Origin of the sequence: Streptomyces sp. NPDC058470 (genome assembly GCF_042721055.1) — a bacterium.
In the GTDB taxonomy this organism is placed as follows: domain Bacteria; phylum Actinomycetota; class Actinomycetes; order Streptomycetales; family Streptomycetaceae; genus Streptomyces.
In genome coordinates, this window is sequence record NZ_JBHXMF010000001.1 from 214,455 (window position 1) to 234,008 (window position 19,554).

A 19,554-nucleotide genomic window follows, 5' to 3' on the forward strand; every position below is an offset into this window, starting at 1 on the left:
GCACCCCGGCGGGTCACGCCTCGCCGGGGGGGGCGGGGGATGGGGCGGGTCCCGCGCCGGGGGCGCGCCGCCGCGCCCCGGCCGCGGTGCCCCGCCCCGGGGTGTCGCGCCGGACAGCGTCTGGGAGTTGGTGCTGCACGGGGTGAGCGCCGTGCAGCAGCCCCCGGGGCGCCCGGGTGCCGGATGACGACGTGTGCGGGGCCCTCGCCACGAACGAGGGCCCCGCACACGAATCGTCCGGTCGTCAGCTCCGGACCGACTGGGCGGCCGGTGTTCCCCTGGCTGCGAGGTCCGCGGTGCGGTGGCCGGACCGCGCCGCCAACTCCCCCTGGACCTCCGCCAGGGACCGGTTCTTGGTCTCGGGGACCGTCCGGAGCACGAACACCACGGCGCCGGCGGAAACCGTGGCGAAGAACCAGAACACCCAGCTCTCCCCGAGGAGGTCCGCGGCAGGCAGGAACATCTGCCCCACGACGAAGTTGGCGGCCCAGTTGACCAGCGCGCACACCGCACCGCCGCGGGCCCGGGCCTCGGGCGGGAACAGCTCGGCGGCCAGGATCCAGAAGACCGGGCCGAGCCCGATCGCGAACGCCGCCACGTAGGTGACCATGCAGATCAGTGCCGTCACGTTGGTCACCGGGCTCGTGGGCAGGCCGAGCACCACACCCAGGGCGACGAGTGAGAGGGCCATGCCGCCGAGGGAGAACAGCAGCAGCGGGCGGCGGCCGGCCCGGTCGATCAGCGGGACGGCCGCGATCGTCATGACCACGTTCACGACACCGATGACGACCGAGTACGTGATCGAGTTGGCCGCGGGCAGACCGGCGCGGGCCATGATGCTCGGGGCGTAGTAGATGATGCTGTTGATGCCACCGAACTGCTGGACGGCGGCGAGCGTCACCCCGACGACCAGCGCCGACCGCGCTGCCGGGGAGCTGAGCACGGCGGCGGTCGGGCGCGGGGCGCGACCGGTCGCGGTGCGCCCGCGCAGCCATTCCGGGCTCTCGGGGATCGCCAGGGTGCCCAGCAGCATGGCGATGGACGGCACGAGCCCGACCGCGAACATGGCCCGCCAGTCGGCGCTGTCGGCGTACCACAGGTTGATCAGGAACGAGATCAGGATCCCGACGGTGAGCAGGATCTGGTTGGCCGTCACCAGGCGCCCGCGCAGCCGCGGCGGGGCGATCTCGGTGAGGTACAGCGGTACGACGGTCGACGCGCCGCCCACCGCGAGCCCGAGCACCGCGCGCGCCGCGAGCAGCGTGGCGAAGCCACCGGCCAGCACGGCGGCGAGCAGACCCAGGGTGAAGGTCAGCGAGATCGCCACGAGCACCTTCTTGCGACCGAACCGGTCCGCGGGGCCCGCACTGCCCAGCGCGCCCACGGCGGCGCCCAGCAGCAGCGCCGAGATGACGGAGCCCTCCTGGAAGGAGTTGAGGCCGAAGTCGGTCCTGATGAACAGCAGGGCTCCGGAGATCACCCCGGTGTCGAAGCCGAACAGCAGTCCGCCCAGCGCCACCACCCCGGTGAACAGTCCCAGCCGGGCGGGGGAGGGCGCCTGGCCCGCGCCGGGGGAGAGCGGCCCGGACGGTGGGCGGGGAACGTCGAGCATCATCGTCCTCTTCCTGTCACGAGGTCCCGGCGGAGAAGGGCTTCCGGGGCGGGGGGTAGATGGGTGGGGCCGTCAGGCGGCTGGGTTGCTTCTGTCGGTGGGAGTGGGGGGAGTGGTGGGAGTGGTGGGGTCGATTCGGTGTCGGCGGGTGGGCTGTGGGGCGTGGGTGGTCGGGTGCGGATGACGGGTGGTTTGAAGGTGTGGGGGGAGTGGTGGGGTCGGTTCGGTGTCGGCGGGTGGGCTGTGGGGCGTGGGTGGTCGGGTGCGGGTGCGGGTGCGGGTGCGGGTGCGGATGACGGGTGACGGGTGCGGGTGCGGGTGCGGGTGCGGGTGCGGGTGAGGGTGCGGGGGGATGGGGGATGGGGGATGGGGGATGGGGGTGCGTGGAGTGGTGGTGGGGTCGGTTCGGGGTCGACGGGTGGGCCGTGGGGACCGGTGGTCAGGCGCGGGTGAGTAGTAGCTCGGGGTCGTGGAGGAGGGCCGCGGTGTCGGCGAGGACTCGGGAACCCAGTTCGCCGTCGACGAGTCGGTGGTCGAAGGAGAGGGCCAGCGTGGTGACCTGGCGCGGGACGACCTTGCCGCGGTGCACCCACGGCCGGGGGCCGATGGCGCCGAGGGCGAGGATGGCCGACTCCCCGGGGTTGAGGATCGGCGTTCCGGTGTCGATGCCGAACACCCCGATGTTGGTGAGCGTCACGGTCCCGCCCCGCAGTGCGGCGGGCGCCGTCCGGCCCTCCTTCGCGGTGGTCACCAACTCCCCCAGGGCGGCGGCGAGTTCCGGCAGTGTCATACGGTCGGCGTCCTCGATCGCGGGGACCAGCAGACCGCGCGGAGTGGCGGCGGCGACGCCGAGGCCGACCCGGTGCTTCAGCACGATCTCCTGGCGCTCCTCGTCCCAGGAGGCGTTGATCTCCGGGTTGCGCCGCACCGCGACCAGGAACGCCTTGGCCGCCAGCAACAGCGGCCCGACCCGCAGCCCCGCCATGTCGGGGTGCCCCTTGAGCTTGCGGACCAGCTTCATCGTGCGGGTGACGTCGACGGTGACGAACTCCGTGACGTGCGGCGCGGTGAAGGCACTGGCCACCATCGCCCGGGCGGTGGCCCGGCGCACTCCGGTGACCGGTACGCGGGTCTCGTCGGGCGACGCCGGGGAGGGTTCGGCGGGCGGTGCCCCGGCGGGGGCGGGTGCCGTCGGCGCCGGGTGCCGTGGCGCGGCGGCCGCCTGCACGTCCTCGCGGGTGACGTCCCCGCGAGGCCCGGTGGGCACGACCGCCCTCAGATCCACGCCCAGGTCCTTGGCGAGCTTGCGCACCGGCGGCTTCGCGGTCGGCAGGGCGGAGGCCGGCGACCCGCTGGGCACGGGCGCGGGGGTCGTCGGCGTGGTGGAGCCGACGGCCGGGGCCGCGGTGCCGTTGCGGCGGCGGGTCCGCCTGGCCGGGGTCGCGGGCGCGGCGCCGTAACCGACCAGCACGGGCGTACGTTCGGCCGGAGCCGCCTCCCCGGCCTCGGATTCCGCCGCCGCCGGCGCCGTCGGCTGTGTGTCCACCGTGATGATGGGCGCGCCGACGTCGACGGTGCTCCCTTCGGGGAAGCACAGCTCGCGGACCACGCCCGCGAAGGGCACGGGCAGTTCGACGGCGGCCTTGGCCGTCTCGACCTCGCAGACGGTCTGGCCGTCCGCGACCGTGTCGCCGGGCCTGACCAGCCAGCGGATGATCTCCGCGTCCTGGAGCCCCTCGCCCACGTCGGGCATCCGGAACTCCCGGTAGCGCTGGGGGGTTTCCGTCATCGTCAGCACAACTCCTCAGTGGGCGAGCGCACGGTCGACGGCGTCGAGCACGCGGTCGATCCCGGGGAGGTACTCGTCCTCCAGCCGGGAGGGCGGATAGGGGCTGTGGTACGCGCCGACCCTGAGGACCGGGGCCGACAGGTGGTAGAAGCAGTGCTCGGTGACATGGGCGGCGATCTCCGCGCCCGCGCCGAAGAAGACCGGGGCCTCGTGGGCGACCACCAGCCGCCCGGTCCTGCGCACCGAGTCCTGGACGGTGTCGAAGTCGATCGGCGAGATCGAGCGGAGGTCGACGACCTCCAGGTCCCGCCCCTCCTCGGCCGCCGCGGCCGCCGCGTTCAGGCAGGTCGCCACCATCGGTCCGTAGGCGGCCAGCGTCAGGTCGGCGCCCGGGCGTACCACCCGTGCGGTGTGCGCGGGCAGTTGCGTGCCGGCGGCCGGTTCGGGGTCCACCTCGCCCTTCTCGTAGTACCGCCGCTTGGGCTCGAAGAAGACGACCGGGTCGTTGCTGCGGATCGCCTCCTGGAGCATCCAGTACGCGTCCGAGGGGTTCGAGGGAGACATCACGCGCAGGCCCGCCACATGCGCGAACAAGGCTTCGGGGGACTCCGAGTGGTGCTCGACCGCGCCGATGCCGCCGCCGTACGGAATGCGGATGACGACCGGCAGGCGCACCAGGCCGCGTGAGCGGGCGTGCATCTTGGCGAGCTGGGTGACGATCTGGTCGTAGCCGGGGAAGACGAAGCCGTCGAACTGGATTTCCACGATCGGCCGGTAGCCGCGCAGGGCCAGGCCGATGGCCGTGCCGACGATGCCCGACTCCGCGAGCGGCGAGTCCATCACGCGGTCCTCGCCGAAGTCCTTCTGCAGGCCGTCGGTCACCCGGAACACGCCGCCGAGCCTGCCGACGTCCTCGCCCATGACCAGCGTCCGGGGATCGGACGCCAGCGCGGTGCGCAGTGATGTGTTGAGGGCCGTCACGAGGGTCATGCGGGTGGCTGCCACGGCCTCACACCTCCTCGGCGAAGGACGCCTGATAGGCCGCGAACGCGGCACGGTCCCGGTCCACCCCGGAGTGGGGCTCGGCGTAGACGTGGGCGAACAGTTCCTCGTGGCCCGGGGCGCCCATGGTCCGTACGCCCTCCCGGACTTGGGCGGCCAGCACCTCACCCGCCACCGCCACCTCGGCGAAGAAGGCGTCGTCGGCCAGGCCCTCGCGGCGCAGCAGTCGTTCGAGTCGGTGCAGCGGATCCTTGGCCCGCCAGCTCTCCACCTCCGCGGCGTCCCGGTAGCGGGACGGGTCGTCGGAGGTGGTGTGGGCGCCCATCCGGTACGTGAACGCCTCGATGAGGAACGGCCCCCGGCCGGATCGCGCGTGCTCCAGCGCGGCGCGGGTCACCGCCAGCACGGCCAGGACGTCGTTGCCGTCGACGCGCACACCGGGGAAGCCGTAACCCTGGGCGCGCTGGTACAGGGGCACCCGGGTCTGCCGCTCGTTCGGTTCGGAGATCGCCCACTGGTTGTTCTGGCAGAAGAACACGACGGGTGCGTCGTACACGGCGGCGAAGTTGAACGCCTCCGCCACGTCTCCCTGGCTGGTGGCTCCGTCGCCGAAGTACGCGACGACCGCCGAGTCCGCGCCGTCCTTGGTCACTCCGCAGGCGTATCCGGTGGCGTGCAGGGTCTGCGAGCCGATGACCAGCGTGTAGAGGTGGAAGCCGTGCTCGTCCGGGTCCCAGGCCCCGTGGTCGACCCCGCGGAAGAGCCGCAGCAGGGCCAGCGGATCCACTCCGCGGCCCAGCGCCACCGCGTGTTCGCGGTAGCTGGGGAAGACCTGGTCCCCCTCGCGCAGCGCCCGCACCGACCCGACCTGGGCCGCCTCCTGGCCGAGCAGGGAGGGCCACAGGCCCAGCTCGCCCTGGCGCTGCAGGGTGACCCCTTCGGCGTCGAAGCGGCGGGCGACGGCCATGTCCCGGTACAGCGAGCGCAGTTCCTCCGGCCCGGGCTCGCACTGGTACTCGGGATGCGACACCCGCTTGCCCTGCGGGGTGAGCAGCCGTATGCCGTCGCTGCTCATCGGTCGCCGCCGATGCCCAGTTCTGTCATCGCGCCGGCCACGGCCTTGACCAGGGAGGAGGCCCGCTTGTCGTCCGGACCGAGGGCGATGAGCCGGTTCATGACGTACGAGACGCCGGCCGCCGCGCGCGGCCATGCCTGGTTGGCCGAGCCGCCGGCGCCGTCGTGGCCGAAGGAATCGCCGTCGACGGTGGGACGCGGGTTGGTGCGCAGCCGGTAGCCGCCTCCCCCGTACACCATCGGCACGTCGATGAGCTGGTCGACCTTGCTGACCCGGGGCGCCCGGGCCTCGTCGAGCAGCGTGCGCGAGAGCAGCACGGGCTGCTCCTCGGCCGGCCGGGCGGCGTCGGAGGCGAGGATGCCGTACAGCTTGGCGAAGCCGCGGGCCGAGCCGAAGACGTTGGCGGCCGGGACGAGGGTGAAGCGGCGGCCCGGGCGGTTCCAGATGTCCTCGTCCTCGGGGAACGGGACGGGGTTCTGCCAGATCCGCTGGGTGAGCGGGTCCTCGCTGGTGAAGTAGCCGCCGAACTGCTCGCGGAAGCCGATCCCGTACTCGGTGCGGGCGACCCGGCCCTCCTGCTCCGGGGTGATGCCGAAGGAGACGTCGATCCCGAGCGGGACCGCGATCTCCTCGGCGAAGAACCGGTTCAGCCGCCGCCCGTCGACGCGGCGGATCACCTCGGCGATGATCCACCCGGTCGCCCACGGCCCGTACAGGATGCCCTCGGCGCGTGGGTCGCTCTCCGGTTCCTGGTCGGCGAGCAGCTTGGCCATCGCCTCCGGGTCGCCGAGGTCGTCCTGCGAGAGCCGTACGGCCACGGCGGGCATCCGGGCGGTGAAGGTCACCACCTCGCGCACGGTGATGGCGCCCTTGCCCTTGGCCGCGAACTCCGGCCAGTAGTGCGCGACCGGCTTGTCCAGCTCGACGGCTCCCCGGTCGACGAGCAGCAGCAGGGCGGTGGCCAGGACGCCCTTGCTGCCGGAGAAGATCAGCTGGAGGGTGTCGGCGTCCCAGGGGCGGCCGGTGGTGGGATCGGCGGGGCCGCCCCACAGGTCCACGACCAGCTCCCCGCCCAGCGTCACGGCGAGGGCGGCGCCCTGCTCGTCCCGCTCGGCGAAGTTGCGCGCGAACTCCTCGCGTACGGCTTCGAATCCCGGTGCCACGTGGCCGGAGATGACGGCTTCCTTCGATGTGAGCATGGCGATCGCACTCCGATCGGTGTTGAGGTGAGTTGAGACGGGCGACAGCCCGCGGTGGAGGGTGGAGCCGACGCCGAGGGTGCGGACGGTCGTTGACGACGCGTCAGGACCTGTCGGCGGCGGTGGTCACAGGGTCACGCCCGCGTGTGTGGGGAGCGCCAGCCGCAGGCCGTCGCCGCTGTCGGCGACGGTGGCGTCCCGGTAGTCGGCAATGCGTGGGCGGCCCTCGGCCGCGCTGCCGCCGTGCGGGCCGACCACCACGGTGTAGCCGCCCGCGGCCCGCCCTGCGAGCAGGCCCAGTTCGGCGTCCTCGAAGACGATCGTCGCCCTGGGATCGACGCCCAGCCGGACGGCCGCCGCGAGGTAGCCCTCCGGGTCGGGCTTGCCGCGGCGCACGTCGTCGGCGGTGACGACGACGTCCGGCAGGGGCAGCCCGGCGGCGGCCATGCGCCGCACGGCGAGCTCCCGTCCCGCCGACGTGACCAGGGCCCAGCGGCCCGCGGGCAGCTTGGCCAGCAGCTCGGCGGCGCCCGGCAGGGCGACCGTGCCACGGGTGTCGGCGACGTCCTGGGAGACCAGCCAGGCCGTCTCCGCGTCGACGTCCGTGCCGGGCGGGGCGTGCGCGGCCACCGTCTCGGCGGTGCGCTGTCCGTGTGCGCCGGCCAGGATTGCAGCCGGGTCGAGCCCGTGGCGTGCGGCGAACCGCCGCCAGGTGCGCTCCACCGCCTCGGTCGAGTCGATGAGCGTGCCGTCCATGTCGAACAGCAGCGCCTGCGCGGTCAATACGATGCCCATGTTCCTGCCGTTTCCGTTGTTCCGGCCGCTTCGGCCGTTCCCGTCGCCGCCGTCCTGCCGTGCAGCCGCGTGGCGAGCACCCGGAGCCTGTCCAGGTCCTCGGTGAGGCGGGCGGTGTCACCGCCGCGGTGGTCGTTCTCCAGCACCAGCGCCCGCACCGGCGGCCCGTACCGGGCCACCGCGTCGAGCGTGTCGCCGATCGAACCGTCGCCGTCCCCGAGCAGGGGTGTGGTGTCGCTGTCCGCCGGGCCGTCCTTGACGTGGATCTGATCGGCCAGGTGTGCTCCGGTCGCGGCCACCAGTGCCGCCGGGTCCACGCCCGCCTGCCTCGGGTTGTAGGTGTCCAGCAACAGCCGGAAGGCGGGCGAGGCGACCTGCTCCGCCAGCCACAGAGCGGCTTCGGGCGCCAGCGTGTTCTCGCTGGCCAGCCGGATGCCCACGGCCCCGGCCTGCTCGGCGGTGGCGCGCAGCACCTCGGCGGTGCGGTGCAGCGCGGCCTCGCTGTCGATCGCGCTCTGCCGGAAACTGGGGACGAACACGAGCGGCGCCCCCAACTCCCCGGCCGCGTCCAGCAGACGGCCGAGCACGTCGCGCACCCGTCCCGCGGCGAGCGTGCCCTCGGCCGCCGTGAGCCCGATGTCGTTGAGGACGTTGCCCGCGAGGCCCAGCGGCAGGACCCCCGCGCACCGGGCGGTACGGGCCAGCCGCGCCGGATGTCCCGGCGCGTCCAGCCACGGGCCCCGCCCGGGTCCGCCGAGGTCGAACTGCAGGCCCTTGACCCGGTGGCGGAAGGCGAGGTCCACCGCCGCCTCGCCGCGCCCGGGCAGCCGCCAGTCGGCGAGAGCGGTCAGCGGCTCGGCCTGCGGCTTCCGTTCGACGGTCATGCCGGCTCGCCCATCCGTACGGCCAGCTTGATGAGCCGGCGCCCCGAGACGACCCGGTCCTGGCCGGCGCCGAGCCGGGACAGCACCGGTACCGCGCCGGCCAGGTCCACCACATGCGTCACCAGGTCCCGGTAGCGCTCGGGGGCTCGGCACAACTCGGCCGCCGCGTACAGCAGATGCTCGCCCGCCACGCCGCGATGGCCCAGGACACGCACCTTGTGCCCGTTCGCCGTCCCCAGTCGGGCGGTGTACGGCGGCTGCGGGAGACCCCCGCAGTTCGCGGCCCGCAGTGCGGCCAGGTCGATGCCGGGCAGCCGGGGGCTGACGGCGGGCCGGGGCAGTCCGCCCACCAGGTCGACCACGGTGTCGGTGCCGGCCGTGGCGTCGAGCGCCAGCTCCAGACAGGGCAGGGTCCCCGGCGACGGGGTGGCGAGCAGTACCGCGACCGGGCCGTCGCCGAGCGCTTCCCCGAGCCGCTCCGCGGACAGGTCGCCGTACCGCAGCCGTACATCGGCCGCGTACGGGGTCCGGGCGCTCCAGTCCAGGCCGCCGCCGGTGTGGTGCACGTGCACGGTCCGTACGTCGGGGCCGTACCAGCGCCGCGCGGTGCGCACGGCGAGGTGTCCGACGGTGCCGTCGCCCATGACGAGGAGCGTGCGGGGGCGGTGCTCGCCCATGGCCAGCGCGGCGTACCGGACCACCGCGAGCGGCTCGATCAGCGCGCCGAGCACGCCCGGCGGGACCTCGGGCAGGGGGAGGACCAGTCCGCCGCGCACCGCCGGGGCGGGGATCAGGGCGCGCTCCTGGAGCAGCCCGTCCACGTTGTGTCCCAGCAGGAACGAGGGGTCGGTGGGGTGCGTGGGGTTGACCACGACATGGGTTCCCGGCGTCAGCCGAGGGTCCTCGATCCCGGCGCCGACGGCCACGATGCGGGCCACGCCCTCGTGACCGAGCACCGGTGCGCCGTCGTCGCGCAGGCCGCGCAGCATCTGCAGATCGGTACCGCAGACACCTGCCACCGTCGGGGCGACGAGCAGCTCGCCGGGCCCCGGTTCGGGGGTGGGGCGCGGTGAGAGGTGCAGCCCCGAACCGTCGCGGACCACGGCGTGGTGCCGGGGGACGCGGGGGGCCGAGGGGGCGGGGGCCGCGGAGCCTGCGGCGACCGAGGGGGTGAAGGCCGCTGTTGCTCCCAGGGCGGCGATCCCCGCTCCGATCAGTCCGTTCGCGTCGCCCGGTGCGCAGACGGTGATGCGGTCGGTCAGCCACTGAGGGGCGCGCTCACCCGTGAGGTAGAGGCCCTGGTGGGTGAAGTGCCGGTGCAGGGAGGCCTCGTAGTGCTTGCCGAGGCCGGTCGCGACGCCGCCGGTGACGGCGAGTTCGTCCAGCTCCGGATCGAGGCACAGTGCGGTCCGCAGTACGTCGGCGACGGGGGCCGTCGCCGCGTCCAGCAACTCGGCCGCCAGTTCGTCGGCCGCGTCGAGGGCTCCGCCCAGCGCCGCCTCGAACGCGATGCCCTGCGCCATCAGCCGGCCCAGCTCCGATGTCCGCCAGCGGTCGGCATCCCGCTCCCGCAGGACGTCCGCCAGCCGCCGCAGACCCGGCCCGGAGGCGTACGAGGCCACGTGGCCCGGACGGCCGCAGTCGCAGTTCAGTTCGGCCGGCGCGCCCGCGATCCGAGCGACCGCGGGGAGATGACCCACCTCGCCCTGGAGCCCGCAGGCGTCCGTGGCGATCGTCCCGGTGCGCAGATCGACGGTGCGGCAGGCGATGCCCGAACTGACCGTCATCAGCAGCACCTTGCGGTGCCCTTGGCGCCGGGGCGCCGAGACGAAGTGCAGCAGTGCGGCCGTGACGTCGTTCACCACGTGCCACTCCACGTCGGGCCGCCGCTCCCGCAGCGCGCCCGGCAGGTCCAGCGGGGTCGTCTCGTCGCCGAAGAGCGGTGCCGAGCCGTAGACCATTCCGCTGCGCTGGTCGAGCGCCGCCCCGAAGGAGATGCCGGCCACCGCCCCGGGACCGGCGGGCACCGCGTCGCAGATGACCGCCAGCAGCCGCCCCTTCAACTCCTCGACGGACGACTCGGGATGGCGCAGCCGACTGGGCGAGGGCGTGTCCACGACCTCGGCAAGGCCCTCCCGGGGCGACCACAGGGCGTGGCGCACATGGGTTCCGCCCACGTCGAGGACGGCGATCGGACCCCGCCCGCTCACTGGTCCGGCCCGTCCGTCTGGTCCGCGTAGGCGTGTACGAAGTCCAGCGCGCGGGAGAGCTCGGCGGCCGTGATGTCGTTGACGAACACGCAGGACCCGATGCCGTTGGTGAGCGGCAGCCGCTGCAGACCGTCACGGTGCTTGACGGCGTCGGTCAGCCCCACCTGGAGCAGTTCCGGGGTGAACACCGGGTGTGTCAGCGGCAGTCCGGCGGCGGCGATCAGCGCGAGCGCCCGGTGGGCGTCGGCGCTGGACAGGTACCGCCGGCCCGCCGCGAGGGCGACGCACACCGCCATGTCGACGCCGACGGCTTCGCCGTGCAGCAGTGGCGGATCGGCGCGCAGTTCCAGCGAGGGGCTGAAGGTGTGGCCGTAGTCGACCGACCGCTCCAGCACGCCCTCCCACAGGTTGGGCTCCAGCTCGTCGAGCATGCCCGCGATGGCCCGTGAGACCACCTCGCTCATCGCCGCCCCGCAGTCCGCCAGCGTGTCGCTGGAGATGTGCGCGACGGTCTCCTCAAGAAGCCGGAACAGGTCCGCGTCCTTGATCAGCGCCATCTTGATGATCTCCGCGAGACCGTTGGCGATGTGCCGTGCCGGCACGGTCCGCAGGAACTCCGGGTCGATCAGGGTGACTTCGGGCGCGTAGTAGGTGCCGAGGCGGTTCTTGTGCGTGCCGTCGTTGACGCCCGTCTTCACACCGACGCCCGCGTCCACCTGGCCGATGAGGGTGGTGGGCACCCGTATGTAGGGGGCGCCCCTGCGGTAGAGGCTGGCCGCCATGCCCACCACGTCCATCAGGACGCCGCCGCCCACCACGACCACGCGCTCGGTCCGGCGCAGGATGCCCATCTCGGTCATGGCCCGGGTCACTTCCACGACCTGGTCCAGCGACTTGGTCTCTTCGTCGCCGGGCATCACCACCCAGGTCGCGTCGGTCCGCCAGGCGTCGAAATACGCGCGCAGCGCTGTGCCGTAGAGCTCGTCCACGACACGGTCGACCACCACGAGGGCGCGTACTCCGCCACGGCCGTCGGCGCCCACGGCCTTGGCCAGGGCGGGGTTGGCGGGGCTGAGCAGCCCCCGGGTGAGGGAGATTTCGTAGCCGATGGGCTGCTGCGCCTGGACGTACCAGGTCAGCCCTGGCGGGCGGGGTATGTCGAACGCGGTTGTCAGGCGCGACGGGAGGCGCGACGGCAGGGCTGCCGCCGTGGTCTCGGTCATTGCGGATCTCTCCCACTTCGGGGTCGGCGTCAGTGAGGCGTCGTGAGGGGGGAAGGGCATCGCGTTGGGGGGAGCCCTCGGGGGGCGTGCCCCGTCGGCGCCGGACCGGGGTTGACCCTGTCGCGGCGCCGACGGGACGGAGTCGGCGGGGGTCTCCCGCCGAAGTCGGCTGCGTACCGCCGGCTCAGGCCTCGGCGGCACCCAGGGGCTCGGGCAGCGCGTTCAGTTCGGCGATGTCCTCGGCGCTGAGATCGAGGTCGGCACCGCCGGCGTTCTGCTCCAGGTAGCGCTCGGTCTTGGTGCCGGGGATCGGCACGACGTACTCGCCCTTGCTCAGCAGCCAGGCCAGCGCCACCTGCGCGGTGGAGGCGGAGTGCCGTCCGGCCACCGCCGCGACCGTGTCGACGATCGCCTTGTTGTGCGCGAACGCCTCGTCGGTGAACCGCGGCTGGGTGCTGCGCCAGTCGTCCTTGGGCAGGTCGGCGGCCTTGGCGAGGGCCCCGGTGAGCAGGCCACGGCCGAGCGGTGAGAAGGGCAGGAAGGCGATGCCCCGCTCGACGGTGTACGGGAGGACCTCGGCGAAGGCGTCCCGGGTGAACAGCGAGGCCTCGGACTCGACCGCCGCGACCTCGTGCACCGACTCCGCCGCGCGTACCTGCTCAAGGGTCACCGCGGACAGGCCCAGCGAGCGGATCTTGCCGGCCGCGACCTGCTCGGCGAGGGCGCCCCAGCTCTCCTCCAGCGGGACGGTCGGGTCCACCCGGTGCAGGAAGTACAGGTCGATGTGGTCCACACCGAGGCGCTGCAGGCTGGCGTCCACGGCGGCCGACAGGTGCTCGGGGCTGCCGTTGAGGCTCAGCCCGTTCTCGTCGACGACCAGGCCGCCCTTGGTGGACAGCACGACCTCGTCGCGGCGGCCCTTGAGGGCGCGGCCGACGAGTTCCTCGTTGGTGAAGGGGCCGTAGACGTCGGCGGTGTCGATCAGGTTGACGCCGAGGTCGAGGGCGCGGTGGATCACCTTGACGGAGGCGTCGTCGTCCCAGCCGTGCGGGTCGTAGCCGAAGGACATGCCCATGGTGCCGAGGCCGACGCGGCCTACGACCGGACCGTTCTTGCCCAGGGTGGTGGTACGCATCTGGTGTCTCCAGTTCTCTGTGGGGGTGTTGTGTGCGGGTGCGGGTTGGTCAGGGGAGGCGCACGGACTGCCGGTGCCGGAACACGTCGCGCGGGTCCCAGGTCTTCTTGACCTGCTGGAGGCGCGGGTAGTTCTGCTTCCAGTACAGGTCGTGCCAGGCGACCGACGAGGTGTTGAACGCCGGGTCGGACAGGTCGCCGTCGGGGTAGTTGATGTAGCAGCCGTCGGACACGCTGTTCGGCACGGGCACACCGCCGGTGTCGGCGTACACGGCGCCGAAGGCCTCGCGGATCCAGCCGACGTTCTTCGCGTCGTCCGCCGCGGCGTACCAGCGGCTCTCGAAGTTCACCTTCATGATCGCGTCACGCTGGGCGACCGCGGTCGCGGTGGACGAGACGCTCGCGATCCTGCCGCCCGAGGCGGACAGGACGATGCCGGTCATGGTGCTCGGCCCGTCCGTGCTGGTGAGGTGGGTGTACATGGCGTCGATCTGCCGCTGGGGTGTCCGGGTGCGCAGATGGGCCGACTTGTGGCAGCCACGCGTGGTGGGGTCGAGCTGCGTCGGGGAGATCGCGCCGATGTAGCGGGTGCCGCGCAGCCAGGGCATGAGCCGGGTCGAGGTGTACTCCGAGTCGAGTACGCCGTCGTGCCGGGTGGTCGCGGAGTGCAGGCCGAGCGCCTGGTCCATCCCGGCCAGGAAGTCGGACAGCACGCTCGGTGCGTCCGCGAACGAGGCGTCCAGCTGGACCACGGCGCCGAGCGAACCGCTGTCGCGGTGGTTGAGCATCAGCCACGAGTAGAGCGAACCGGCCGTGGTGCCCGCGGTGTTGTGCGTCTCGAACCAGGTGCCCCAGTAGTCGACGAGAGCCGCGAACCCCTCCGGGGTGACCTTCTCCCACGGCCAGCCCGCGAGGGTGAGGAAGATCTTGGCGGGTGCCTTCGGCAGCAGGCCTTCGGGAGCGCCGGTGGCCCCGGGCGTACGGAACCAGAAGGCGGTGACGACGCCGAAGCTGCCGCCGCCTCCGCCGGTGTGCGCCCAGAACAGGTCGCGCAGGGCGGCGTCGGCGGAGTCGCGGGCGGCCACGACGCTGCGGGCCGTGCCTGCCGCGTCCACCACGACGACCTCGACCGCGTGGAGGTGGTCGACGGTGAGTCCGTACTGGCGCGAGAGGTTGCCGTAGCCACCGCCGGTGACATGGCCGCCGACGCCCACGCTGTGGCAGATGCCGGCCGGGAGCGTGACGCCCCAGCCTTCGTACAGGGCCTCGTACACGTCCAGCAGGGTCGCCCCGGCCCCGACACGGAAGGCGTTCATCGCGGTGTCGAAGGTGACCGCGTTCATCAGGGACATGTTGATGTTGATCTTCACGTCCGCGTTGAACACGAAGTCCTCGAAGCAGTGGCCGCCGCTGCAGACGGAGAGCCGTTTGCCGCCGGTGACCGCCTCCTGCACCGTGGCGACCACGTCGGCGGCAGTGCGGGGCAGCGCTATCTTGTCCGGACTCGACGTCCACCGCTGGTTGTTGCCCGATATCAGGTCCGAGTACCGGGAGTCGGCCGGGGTCACCGAGACACCCGTCGAGGCCGCGCCGGTCACCGGTGCCGTCACCGTCGACCCGTCCGCCGCCCGTGCGGAGGGTGCCGTCGCCAGCCCGCCCCCGGTCGCTGCCGTGAAAGCGAGCCCGGAGCCCAGACCCACGAACCGACGTCTTTTCAACTCACCCATGTTGACCCCCGTTATCTGGACAATCGCGCGTTTCCTGGAATTCGCTCAACGCGGTTCGGAGAAAGGCGCGGCCGGTACGAATGAACAACGCCGGAGAGGATTCGTTCTCGACGCGGTGCCTCCTTGCCCGGCACTCCGCGCTTTCGGTACTCCGTGCTTGTTCGCCGGTCCTCGGCATTCGGCCGCTGCCCTCGACGGACTCCATCTCAACAGGACGGGATCCCCGGACGCCAACCCATAGCGCCCACTTCGGCATGTCGGGCGACTTCCTGGACTTGCCCTTGTCCGAGCCCGCCGCATGGCCCATGGTCCAGGCGAGACCGGGTGCGAGAACCCGGAGCAGACGCGTCCGCCCACGGCGGACCGAGGCTGAACGGAGCGAACCTTGAGCACACTTCCCGGAGCCCGGGCCGTCCACCACATCGCCTACACGGTGCCCGACCTCGAACAGGCGGTGAGCTTTTTCGTCGACGTCATCGGGGCCGAACTCGCCTACCGGCTGGGCCCGGTGGAGGACGCCGAGGGCGACTGGATGACCCGTAAACTCGGTGTCCACCCCCGCGCCTCGGCGCACATCGCGATGCTGCGGCTGGGGCCGGTCGGCAACCTGGAGCTCTTCGAGTACACCGCGCCCGACCAGGACCACGGCCGGCCGCTCAACAGCGACTGGGGCGGGCACCACTTCGCCCTCTACGTCGACGACGTCGACAAGGCGGTCGCGTACCTGCGTGAGGTACCGGGGGTGACCATTCTCGGCGAGCCGGAGACCATCACGGACGGGCCGATCGCGGGGGACCGCTGGGTGTACTTCACCACTCCCTGGGGCCTGCACATGGAACTCATCAACATGCCCGCGGGAATGCCCTTCGAGGAAACGACCACGACCCGCCTCTACCTTCCGGAGGAGAGCTGGGACGCCTACCGCGCCGACAGCGGGGCGGATTCGGCCGACGAATCCACGCAGGCACAGACGCAGGCACAGACGCAGACGCAGAATGAGAAGCAGGCAGTGAAAGAAGTGCAGACGGTGAATGAAGCACAGACGGTGAAAGAGGCGGAGACGGCCGTGGACGAAAGCGTCAACAGCAATCCCTTCAACCGGCGGGTGATCGAGGAATTCCGCGCGAGCGGCGGCCGGGTGGCCGACTTCGGGGACGTACCCCTCCTGCTGCTCAGCACCACCGGGCGACGCAGCGGTGCGACCCGGACCACCCCGCTGGTCCACCTGGAGCGGGGCGGCCGCCACATCGTCTTCGCGGCCAACGGTGGCGCCGAGTCGCACCCGGCCTGGTACCAGAACCTGATCGCGGCCGGCACCGGCACCGTGGAGCTGCCGGGACGCCGGTTCGCGGTCAGGCCCGAACCCGTGCCCGCCGCCGAGCACGAGGAGCTGTGGCGGCTCCAGACCGCGCAGGACCCGAACTTCGCCCAGTTCCGCGGCCGTACGGACCGCGACATCCCGGTCGTCGAACTCGTCCCGGTGGACGGGGCGGCAGGCTGAGCCGGGCCGGGAGCACCCGAGAGAGACGAGGTGACACAGTGTCAGGAACCGACCCCACCGCGGAGTTCAGGGCGGCCCGGGACTTCCTGCTGGCCCACCGCGAGGACTACGCCAGGGCCTGCGCGGGCTTCGACTGGCCCCGCCCGGACCACTTCAACTGGGCGCTCGACTGGTTCGACGTCATCGCGGACGGAAACGACCGCACCGCCCTGCACATCGCGGAGGAGGACGGATCCGAGACCCGCCTGTCCTTCGCCGAGCTGTCCGAACGCTCCGACCGGGTCGCCAACTGGCTGCGGGCGAAGGGGATCCGGGCCGGCGACCGGATCCTGATGGTGCTGGGCAATCAGCTGGAACTGTGGGAGACGGCGCTGGCCGCGATGAAGCTGCGCGCCGTTCTCGTCCCGGCCACCCCGTTGCTCGGGGCGGCCGACCTGCGTGACCGGGTGGAGCGCGGCCGGGTGCGGCACGCCGTCGTGCGCGCCGGGGACACCGGGAAGTTCGACGAGGTCCCCGGCGACTACACGAGGATCGCCGTCGGTGGCGCGCCCAAGGGCTGGCAGACGTACGAGGACGCGTACGGAGCTTCCGCCGGCTTCGCCCCGGACGGCCCCACCCCGTCCGGCGACCCGCTGCTGCTCTACTTCACCTCCGGTACGACGGACCTGCCCAAACTGGTGGAGCACAGCCATGTGTCGTATCCGGTGGGCCACTTGGCGACGATGTACTGGATCGGGCTCAAGCCCGGCGACGTGCACCTGAACATCTCCTCGCCCGGCTGGGCCAAGCACGCCTGGTCGAACCTCTTCGCCCCGTGGAACGCGGAGGCGACCGTCTTCATCCACAACTACACGCGTTTCGACGCGGGCCGGCTGATGGCGGAGATGGACCGGGCGGGCGTGACGACCTTCTGCGCGCCGCCCACCGTGTGGCGCATGCTCATCCAGGCCGACCTGACCCAGCTGCGCACACCGCCGCGCGAGGCCGTCGCCGCAGGGGAGCCCCTGAACCCCGAGGTCATCGAGCAGGTGCGGCGCGCCTGGGGCGTCACCATCCGGGACGGTTTCGGGCAGACGGAGACCGCGGTCCAGGTCTCCAACAGCCCCGGGCAGCCGCTGAAGACGGGCTCGATGGGGCGGCCGAGCCCCGGCTACCGGGTCGAGCTGCTCGACCCCGTCTCCGGTGCACCGGGTGCTCAGGAGGGAGAGATCGCGCTGGACCTCTCGGATCGCCCGGTGGGCCTGATGACCGGCTACCACGGCGACGCGGACCGTACGGCGGAGGCCATGGCGGGTGGCTATTACCGCACCGGCGACATCGGCTCCCGTGACGCGGACGGCTACATCACCTACGTGGGCCGCTCCGACGACGTGTTCAAGGCCTCCGACTACAAGATCTCGCCCTTCGAGCTGGAGAGCGCACTCCTGGAGCACGAGGCGGTGGCCGAGACGGGCGTGGTGCCCGCGCCGGACGAGCTGCGCCTCGCGGTGCCGAAGGCGTACGTCGTCCTCGCGGCGGGCTGGGAGCCGGGCCCCGACACCGCGAAGGTGCTGTTCGCGCACTCGCGTGCGGTGCTCGCCCCGTACAAGCGCATCCGCCGCCTGGAGTTCGGCGAACTGCCCAAGACCGTGTCCGGCAAGATCCGCCGTATCGAGCTGCGCGAGGCGACGGCCGCGGGCTCGGACGCCGAGTACCGCGAGGAGGACTTCCGCTGAGTTCACGACGGTGCGGCCGCCACCCGTCCGGGGTTGGCGGCCGCACCGCGTTGTCGCCGTGGGGTGCGGGTGCCGGCCGAGGCTGTTGTCGTCGTGGGGCGGGGGTGCCGGCCGAGGCCGTTGTCGTCCTGCGACGGGCGCGTGGACCGACGGGCGTACGGACCGCGGCTCAACGGGTGTCACCCGCCGACGACGGCCACTTCCGTGGACGGATCCGGGGCACCGGGGGAGACCCCGGCGACGCCCCGCGGCGGCTTCATACGGCGCAGCGCCCATACGAGGGGCAGTGTCGCCCCGCAGATCCCCGCCGCGGCCAGCGGCAGACCCGCGACCCCGTACCGCGTACCGAACCACCCGGCGAGGGCGGACCCCGCCGCGATGCCCGCGTTTCCCGCGGAGGCGCCCAGTGTCGAGGCGAGATCTCCGCCGGGGCCGGCCAGTTCGATGGTCCGCAGTTGCAGCGCGGGCGCCAGGCCGAAGCCGAACAGCCCGAACACGGCCAGCGCGAGGGCGGTCGGCACGGGATGGCCGCCGACCAGGAACAGCACACCCAGGTCGGCCGTCAGCACCACGCCGGCCACCACCAGTGTCGTACCGGCGTCCCGGTCGGCGAAGCGGCCGCCCACCAGCGTGCCCACCGACCCGGCGGCGCCGAACACCAGGAGGAAGACGCCGACCGCGCCGCCGGACACCCCGGTGATGCGCTGGAGGTAGGTGCCGAGCAGGGTGAACACGGTGAACTGGCCGCAGAACAGCAGGACTCCGGTGCCCAGGGCCAGCAGGGCGGGCCGGGTCAGCACATGCCGGGTCTGCGCGCCCAGCGCACCGTGCCCACTGTTCGCCACCTCCGGGACCACCGCGAGGGTGAGGCCGAGGGCGACGCATCCGAGTACGGCGATCCCCGCGAACACCCACTGCCACGGCAGCACATGGCCCGCGTAGGTGGCCAGCGGCACCCCCAGCAGGTTGGCCGCGGCGATGCCGCCGAAGACCACGGCCACCGCGCGCCCCTTGCGGTCGGGTCCGACCAGGCTCGCGGCGGCCGCCGACGCGACACCGACGAACAGCCCGTGCACGGCTCCCGCGACCGCCCGCACCACGAGGAGTGCGGTGAATCCGTCCGCGACCGCGGCCATGCCGTTGGCCAGTGTGTACAGCGCCAGCGCGGCACAGAGCAGGAACCGGCGCGGGAGCCGGATCGTCAGCGCGGTCAGCGCGGGGCCGCCGACACACACGCCGAGCGCGTAGGCGGTGACCAGCAGACCGACGGTGCCCACGGACACGTGCAGCCCGGTGGAGATCCGGTCCAGCACGCCGACCACGACGAACTCGGCGGTGCCGACCACGAACGCGCTCAGTCCAAGGACGGCGAGGGCGCGCGCCTCCCGTCGCCCGGGCGGACGGGCTGTCGGCGGACGGGTCACAACGGCCCGTGGCATGGCGGACTCCTCGCGGTCGTACGGCAATGGGATACGCCGCAAGGACACCAGTACGGGCCCCCGCCTGTCGCCGCCGACTGCCCCAAGTAGTCCCGAATTCTCGGGAGTTGAAGTGCCCGGAGCGCAGCACAGCGAGGGAGCCGACGACGCGGCCGCACGGCGGGCCCATGCCCGCCTGTGCGGCCGTGGTCCGCTGTGCGGCCGTGGTCCGCTGTGCGGCCGTGGTCCGCTGTGCGGCCGTGGTCCGCT

General features: G+C 72.7%; 14 protein-coding genes and 1 pseudogene. 3 read left to right on the forward strand and 12 right to left on the reverse strand.

What is annotated here, in order from left to right:
* Positions 1 to 187 (forward strand): annotated as a pseudogene (locus ACFWP7_RS00980) (hypothetical protein); the annotation flags it as partial.
* 57 nt (positions 188 to 244) lie between these two features.
* Here ACFWP7_RS00980 and ACFWP7_RS00985 read toward each other — a convergent pair.
* The 11 genes from ACFWP7_RS00985 to ACFWP7_RS01035 form a co-directional block, all read right to left on the reverse strand.
* On the reverse strand, positions 245 to 1,615 hold the full coding sequence (locus tag ACFWP7_RS00985) for an MFS transporter (RefSeq protein WP_384373877.1): 1,371 nt from the start codon (positions 1,613 to 1,615) through the stop codon (positions 245 to 247).
* Between the two features lie 436 nt (positions 1,616 to 2,051).
* Positions 2,052 to 3,401, reverse strand: a complete 1,350-nt coding sequence (locus ACFWP7_RS00990) for a dihydrolipoamide acetyltransferase family protein (RefSeq protein WP_384373880.1) — start codon at positions 3,399 to 3,401, stop codon at positions 2,052 to 2,054.
* A gap of 15 nt (positions 3,402 to 3,416) precedes the next feature.
* Positions 3,417 to 4,391: an alpha-ketoacid dehydrogenase subunit beta gene (locus ACFWP7_RS00995; protein ID WP_384374129.1), complete on the reverse strand. Its 975-nt coding sequence runs from the start codon at positions 4,389 to 4,391 to the stop codon at positions 3,417 to 3,419.
* A 19-nt stretch (positions 4,392 to 4,410) separates the two neighbouring features.
* Complete coding sequence (gene pdhA, locus ACFWP7_RS01000) at positions 4,411 to 5,478, reverse strand: pyruvate dehydrogenase (acetyl-transferring) E1 component subunit alpha (RefSeq protein ID WP_384373882.1); 1,068 nt, start codon at positions 5,476 to 5,478, stop codon at positions 4,411 to 4,413.
* Positions 5,475 to 6,677, reverse strand: coding sequence for a serine hydrolase domain-containing protein (locus ACFWP7_RS01005; RefSeq protein ID WP_384373885.1), 1,203 nt, complete (start codon positions 6,675 to 6,677; stop codon positions 5,475 to 5,477). The genes pdhA and ACFWP7_RS01005 overlap by 4 nt, the downstream gene beginning before the upstream one ends.
* Before the next feature lie 126 nt (positions 6,678 to 6,803).
* Positions 6,804 to 7,472, reverse strand: a complete 669-nt coding sequence (locus ACFWP7_RS01010; protein WP_384373888.1) for an HAD-IA family hydrolase — start codon at positions 7,470 to 7,472, stop codon at positions 6,804 to 6,806.
* Positions 7,457 to 8,356 (reverse strand): sugar phosphate isomerase/epimerase family protein, encoded by a 900-nt coding sequence (locus tag ACFWP7_RS01015; RefSeq protein WP_384373891.1) that lies wholly within the window; start codon positions 8,354 to 8,356, stop codon positions 7,457 to 7,459. The genes ACFWP7_RS01010 and ACFWP7_RS01015 overlap by 16 nt, the downstream gene beginning before the upstream one ends.
* Positions 8,353 to 10,566, reverse strand: a complete 2,214-nt coding sequence (locus tag ACFWP7_RS01020; protein WP_384373894.1) for an ROK family protein — start codon at positions 10,564 to 10,566, stop codon at positions 8,353 to 8,355. Before ACFWP7_RS01020 ends, ACFWP7_RS01015 begins: the two co-directional genes overlap by 4 nt.
* Positions 10,563 to 11,789 (reverse strand): sedoheptulose 7-phosphate cyclase, encoded by a 1,227-nt coding sequence (locus ACFWP7_RS01025; RefSeq protein ID WP_384373897.1) that lies wholly within the window; start codon positions 11,787 to 11,789, stop codon positions 10,563 to 10,565. The genes ACFWP7_RS01020 and ACFWP7_RS01025 overlap by 4 nt, the downstream gene beginning before the upstream one ends.
* Before the next feature lie 184 nt (positions 11,790 to 11,973).
* Complete coding sequence (locus ACFWP7_RS01030) at positions 11,974 to 12,924, reverse strand: aldo/keto reductase (protein ID WP_384373900.1); 951 nt, start codon at positions 12,922 to 12,924, stop codon at positions 11,974 to 11,976.
* A 49-nt stretch (positions 12,925 to 12,973) separates the two neighbouring features.
* Positions 12,974 to 14,641 (reverse strand): FAD-binding protein, encoded by a 1,668-nt coding sequence (locus ACFWP7_RS01035; RefSeq protein ID WP_384373903.1) that lies wholly within the window; start codon positions 14,639 to 14,641, stop codon positions 12,974 to 12,976.
* Between the two features lie 394 nt (positions 14,642 to 15,035).
* On the opposite strand from ACFWP7_RS01035, the gene ACFWP7_RS01040 reads away from it, so the two are divergent.
* Together ACFWP7_RS01040 and ACFWP7_RS01045 are read left to right on the forward strand one after the other, a co-directional pair.
* Complete coding sequence (locus ACFWP7_RS01040; RefSeq protein ID WP_384373906.1) at positions 15,036 to 16,151, forward strand: nitroreductase/quinone reductase family protein; 1,116 nt, start codon at positions 15,036 to 15,038, stop codon at positions 16,149 to 16,151.
* A gap of 38 nt (positions 16,152 to 16,189) precedes the next feature.
* The gene (locus ACFWP7_RS01045; RefSeq protein ID WP_384373909.1) at positions 16,190 to 17,866 is read left to right on the forward strand and encodes an AMP-binding protein; all 1,677 of its coding nucleotides are present in this window, start codon (positions 16,190 to 16,192) and stop codon (positions 17,864 to 17,866) included.
* A gap of 179 nt (positions 17,867 to 18,045) precedes the next feature.
* Here the strand turns inward: ACFWP7_RS01045 and ACFWP7_RS01050 are convergent, their stop codons facing one another.
* Positions 18,046 to 19,305 (reverse strand): MFS transporter, encoded by a 1,260-nt coding sequence (locus ACFWP7_RS01050; protein ID WP_384373912.1) that lies wholly within the window; start codon positions 19,303 to 19,305, stop codon positions 18,046 to 18,048.
* Positions 19,306 to 19,554: the final 249 nt, after the last annotated feature.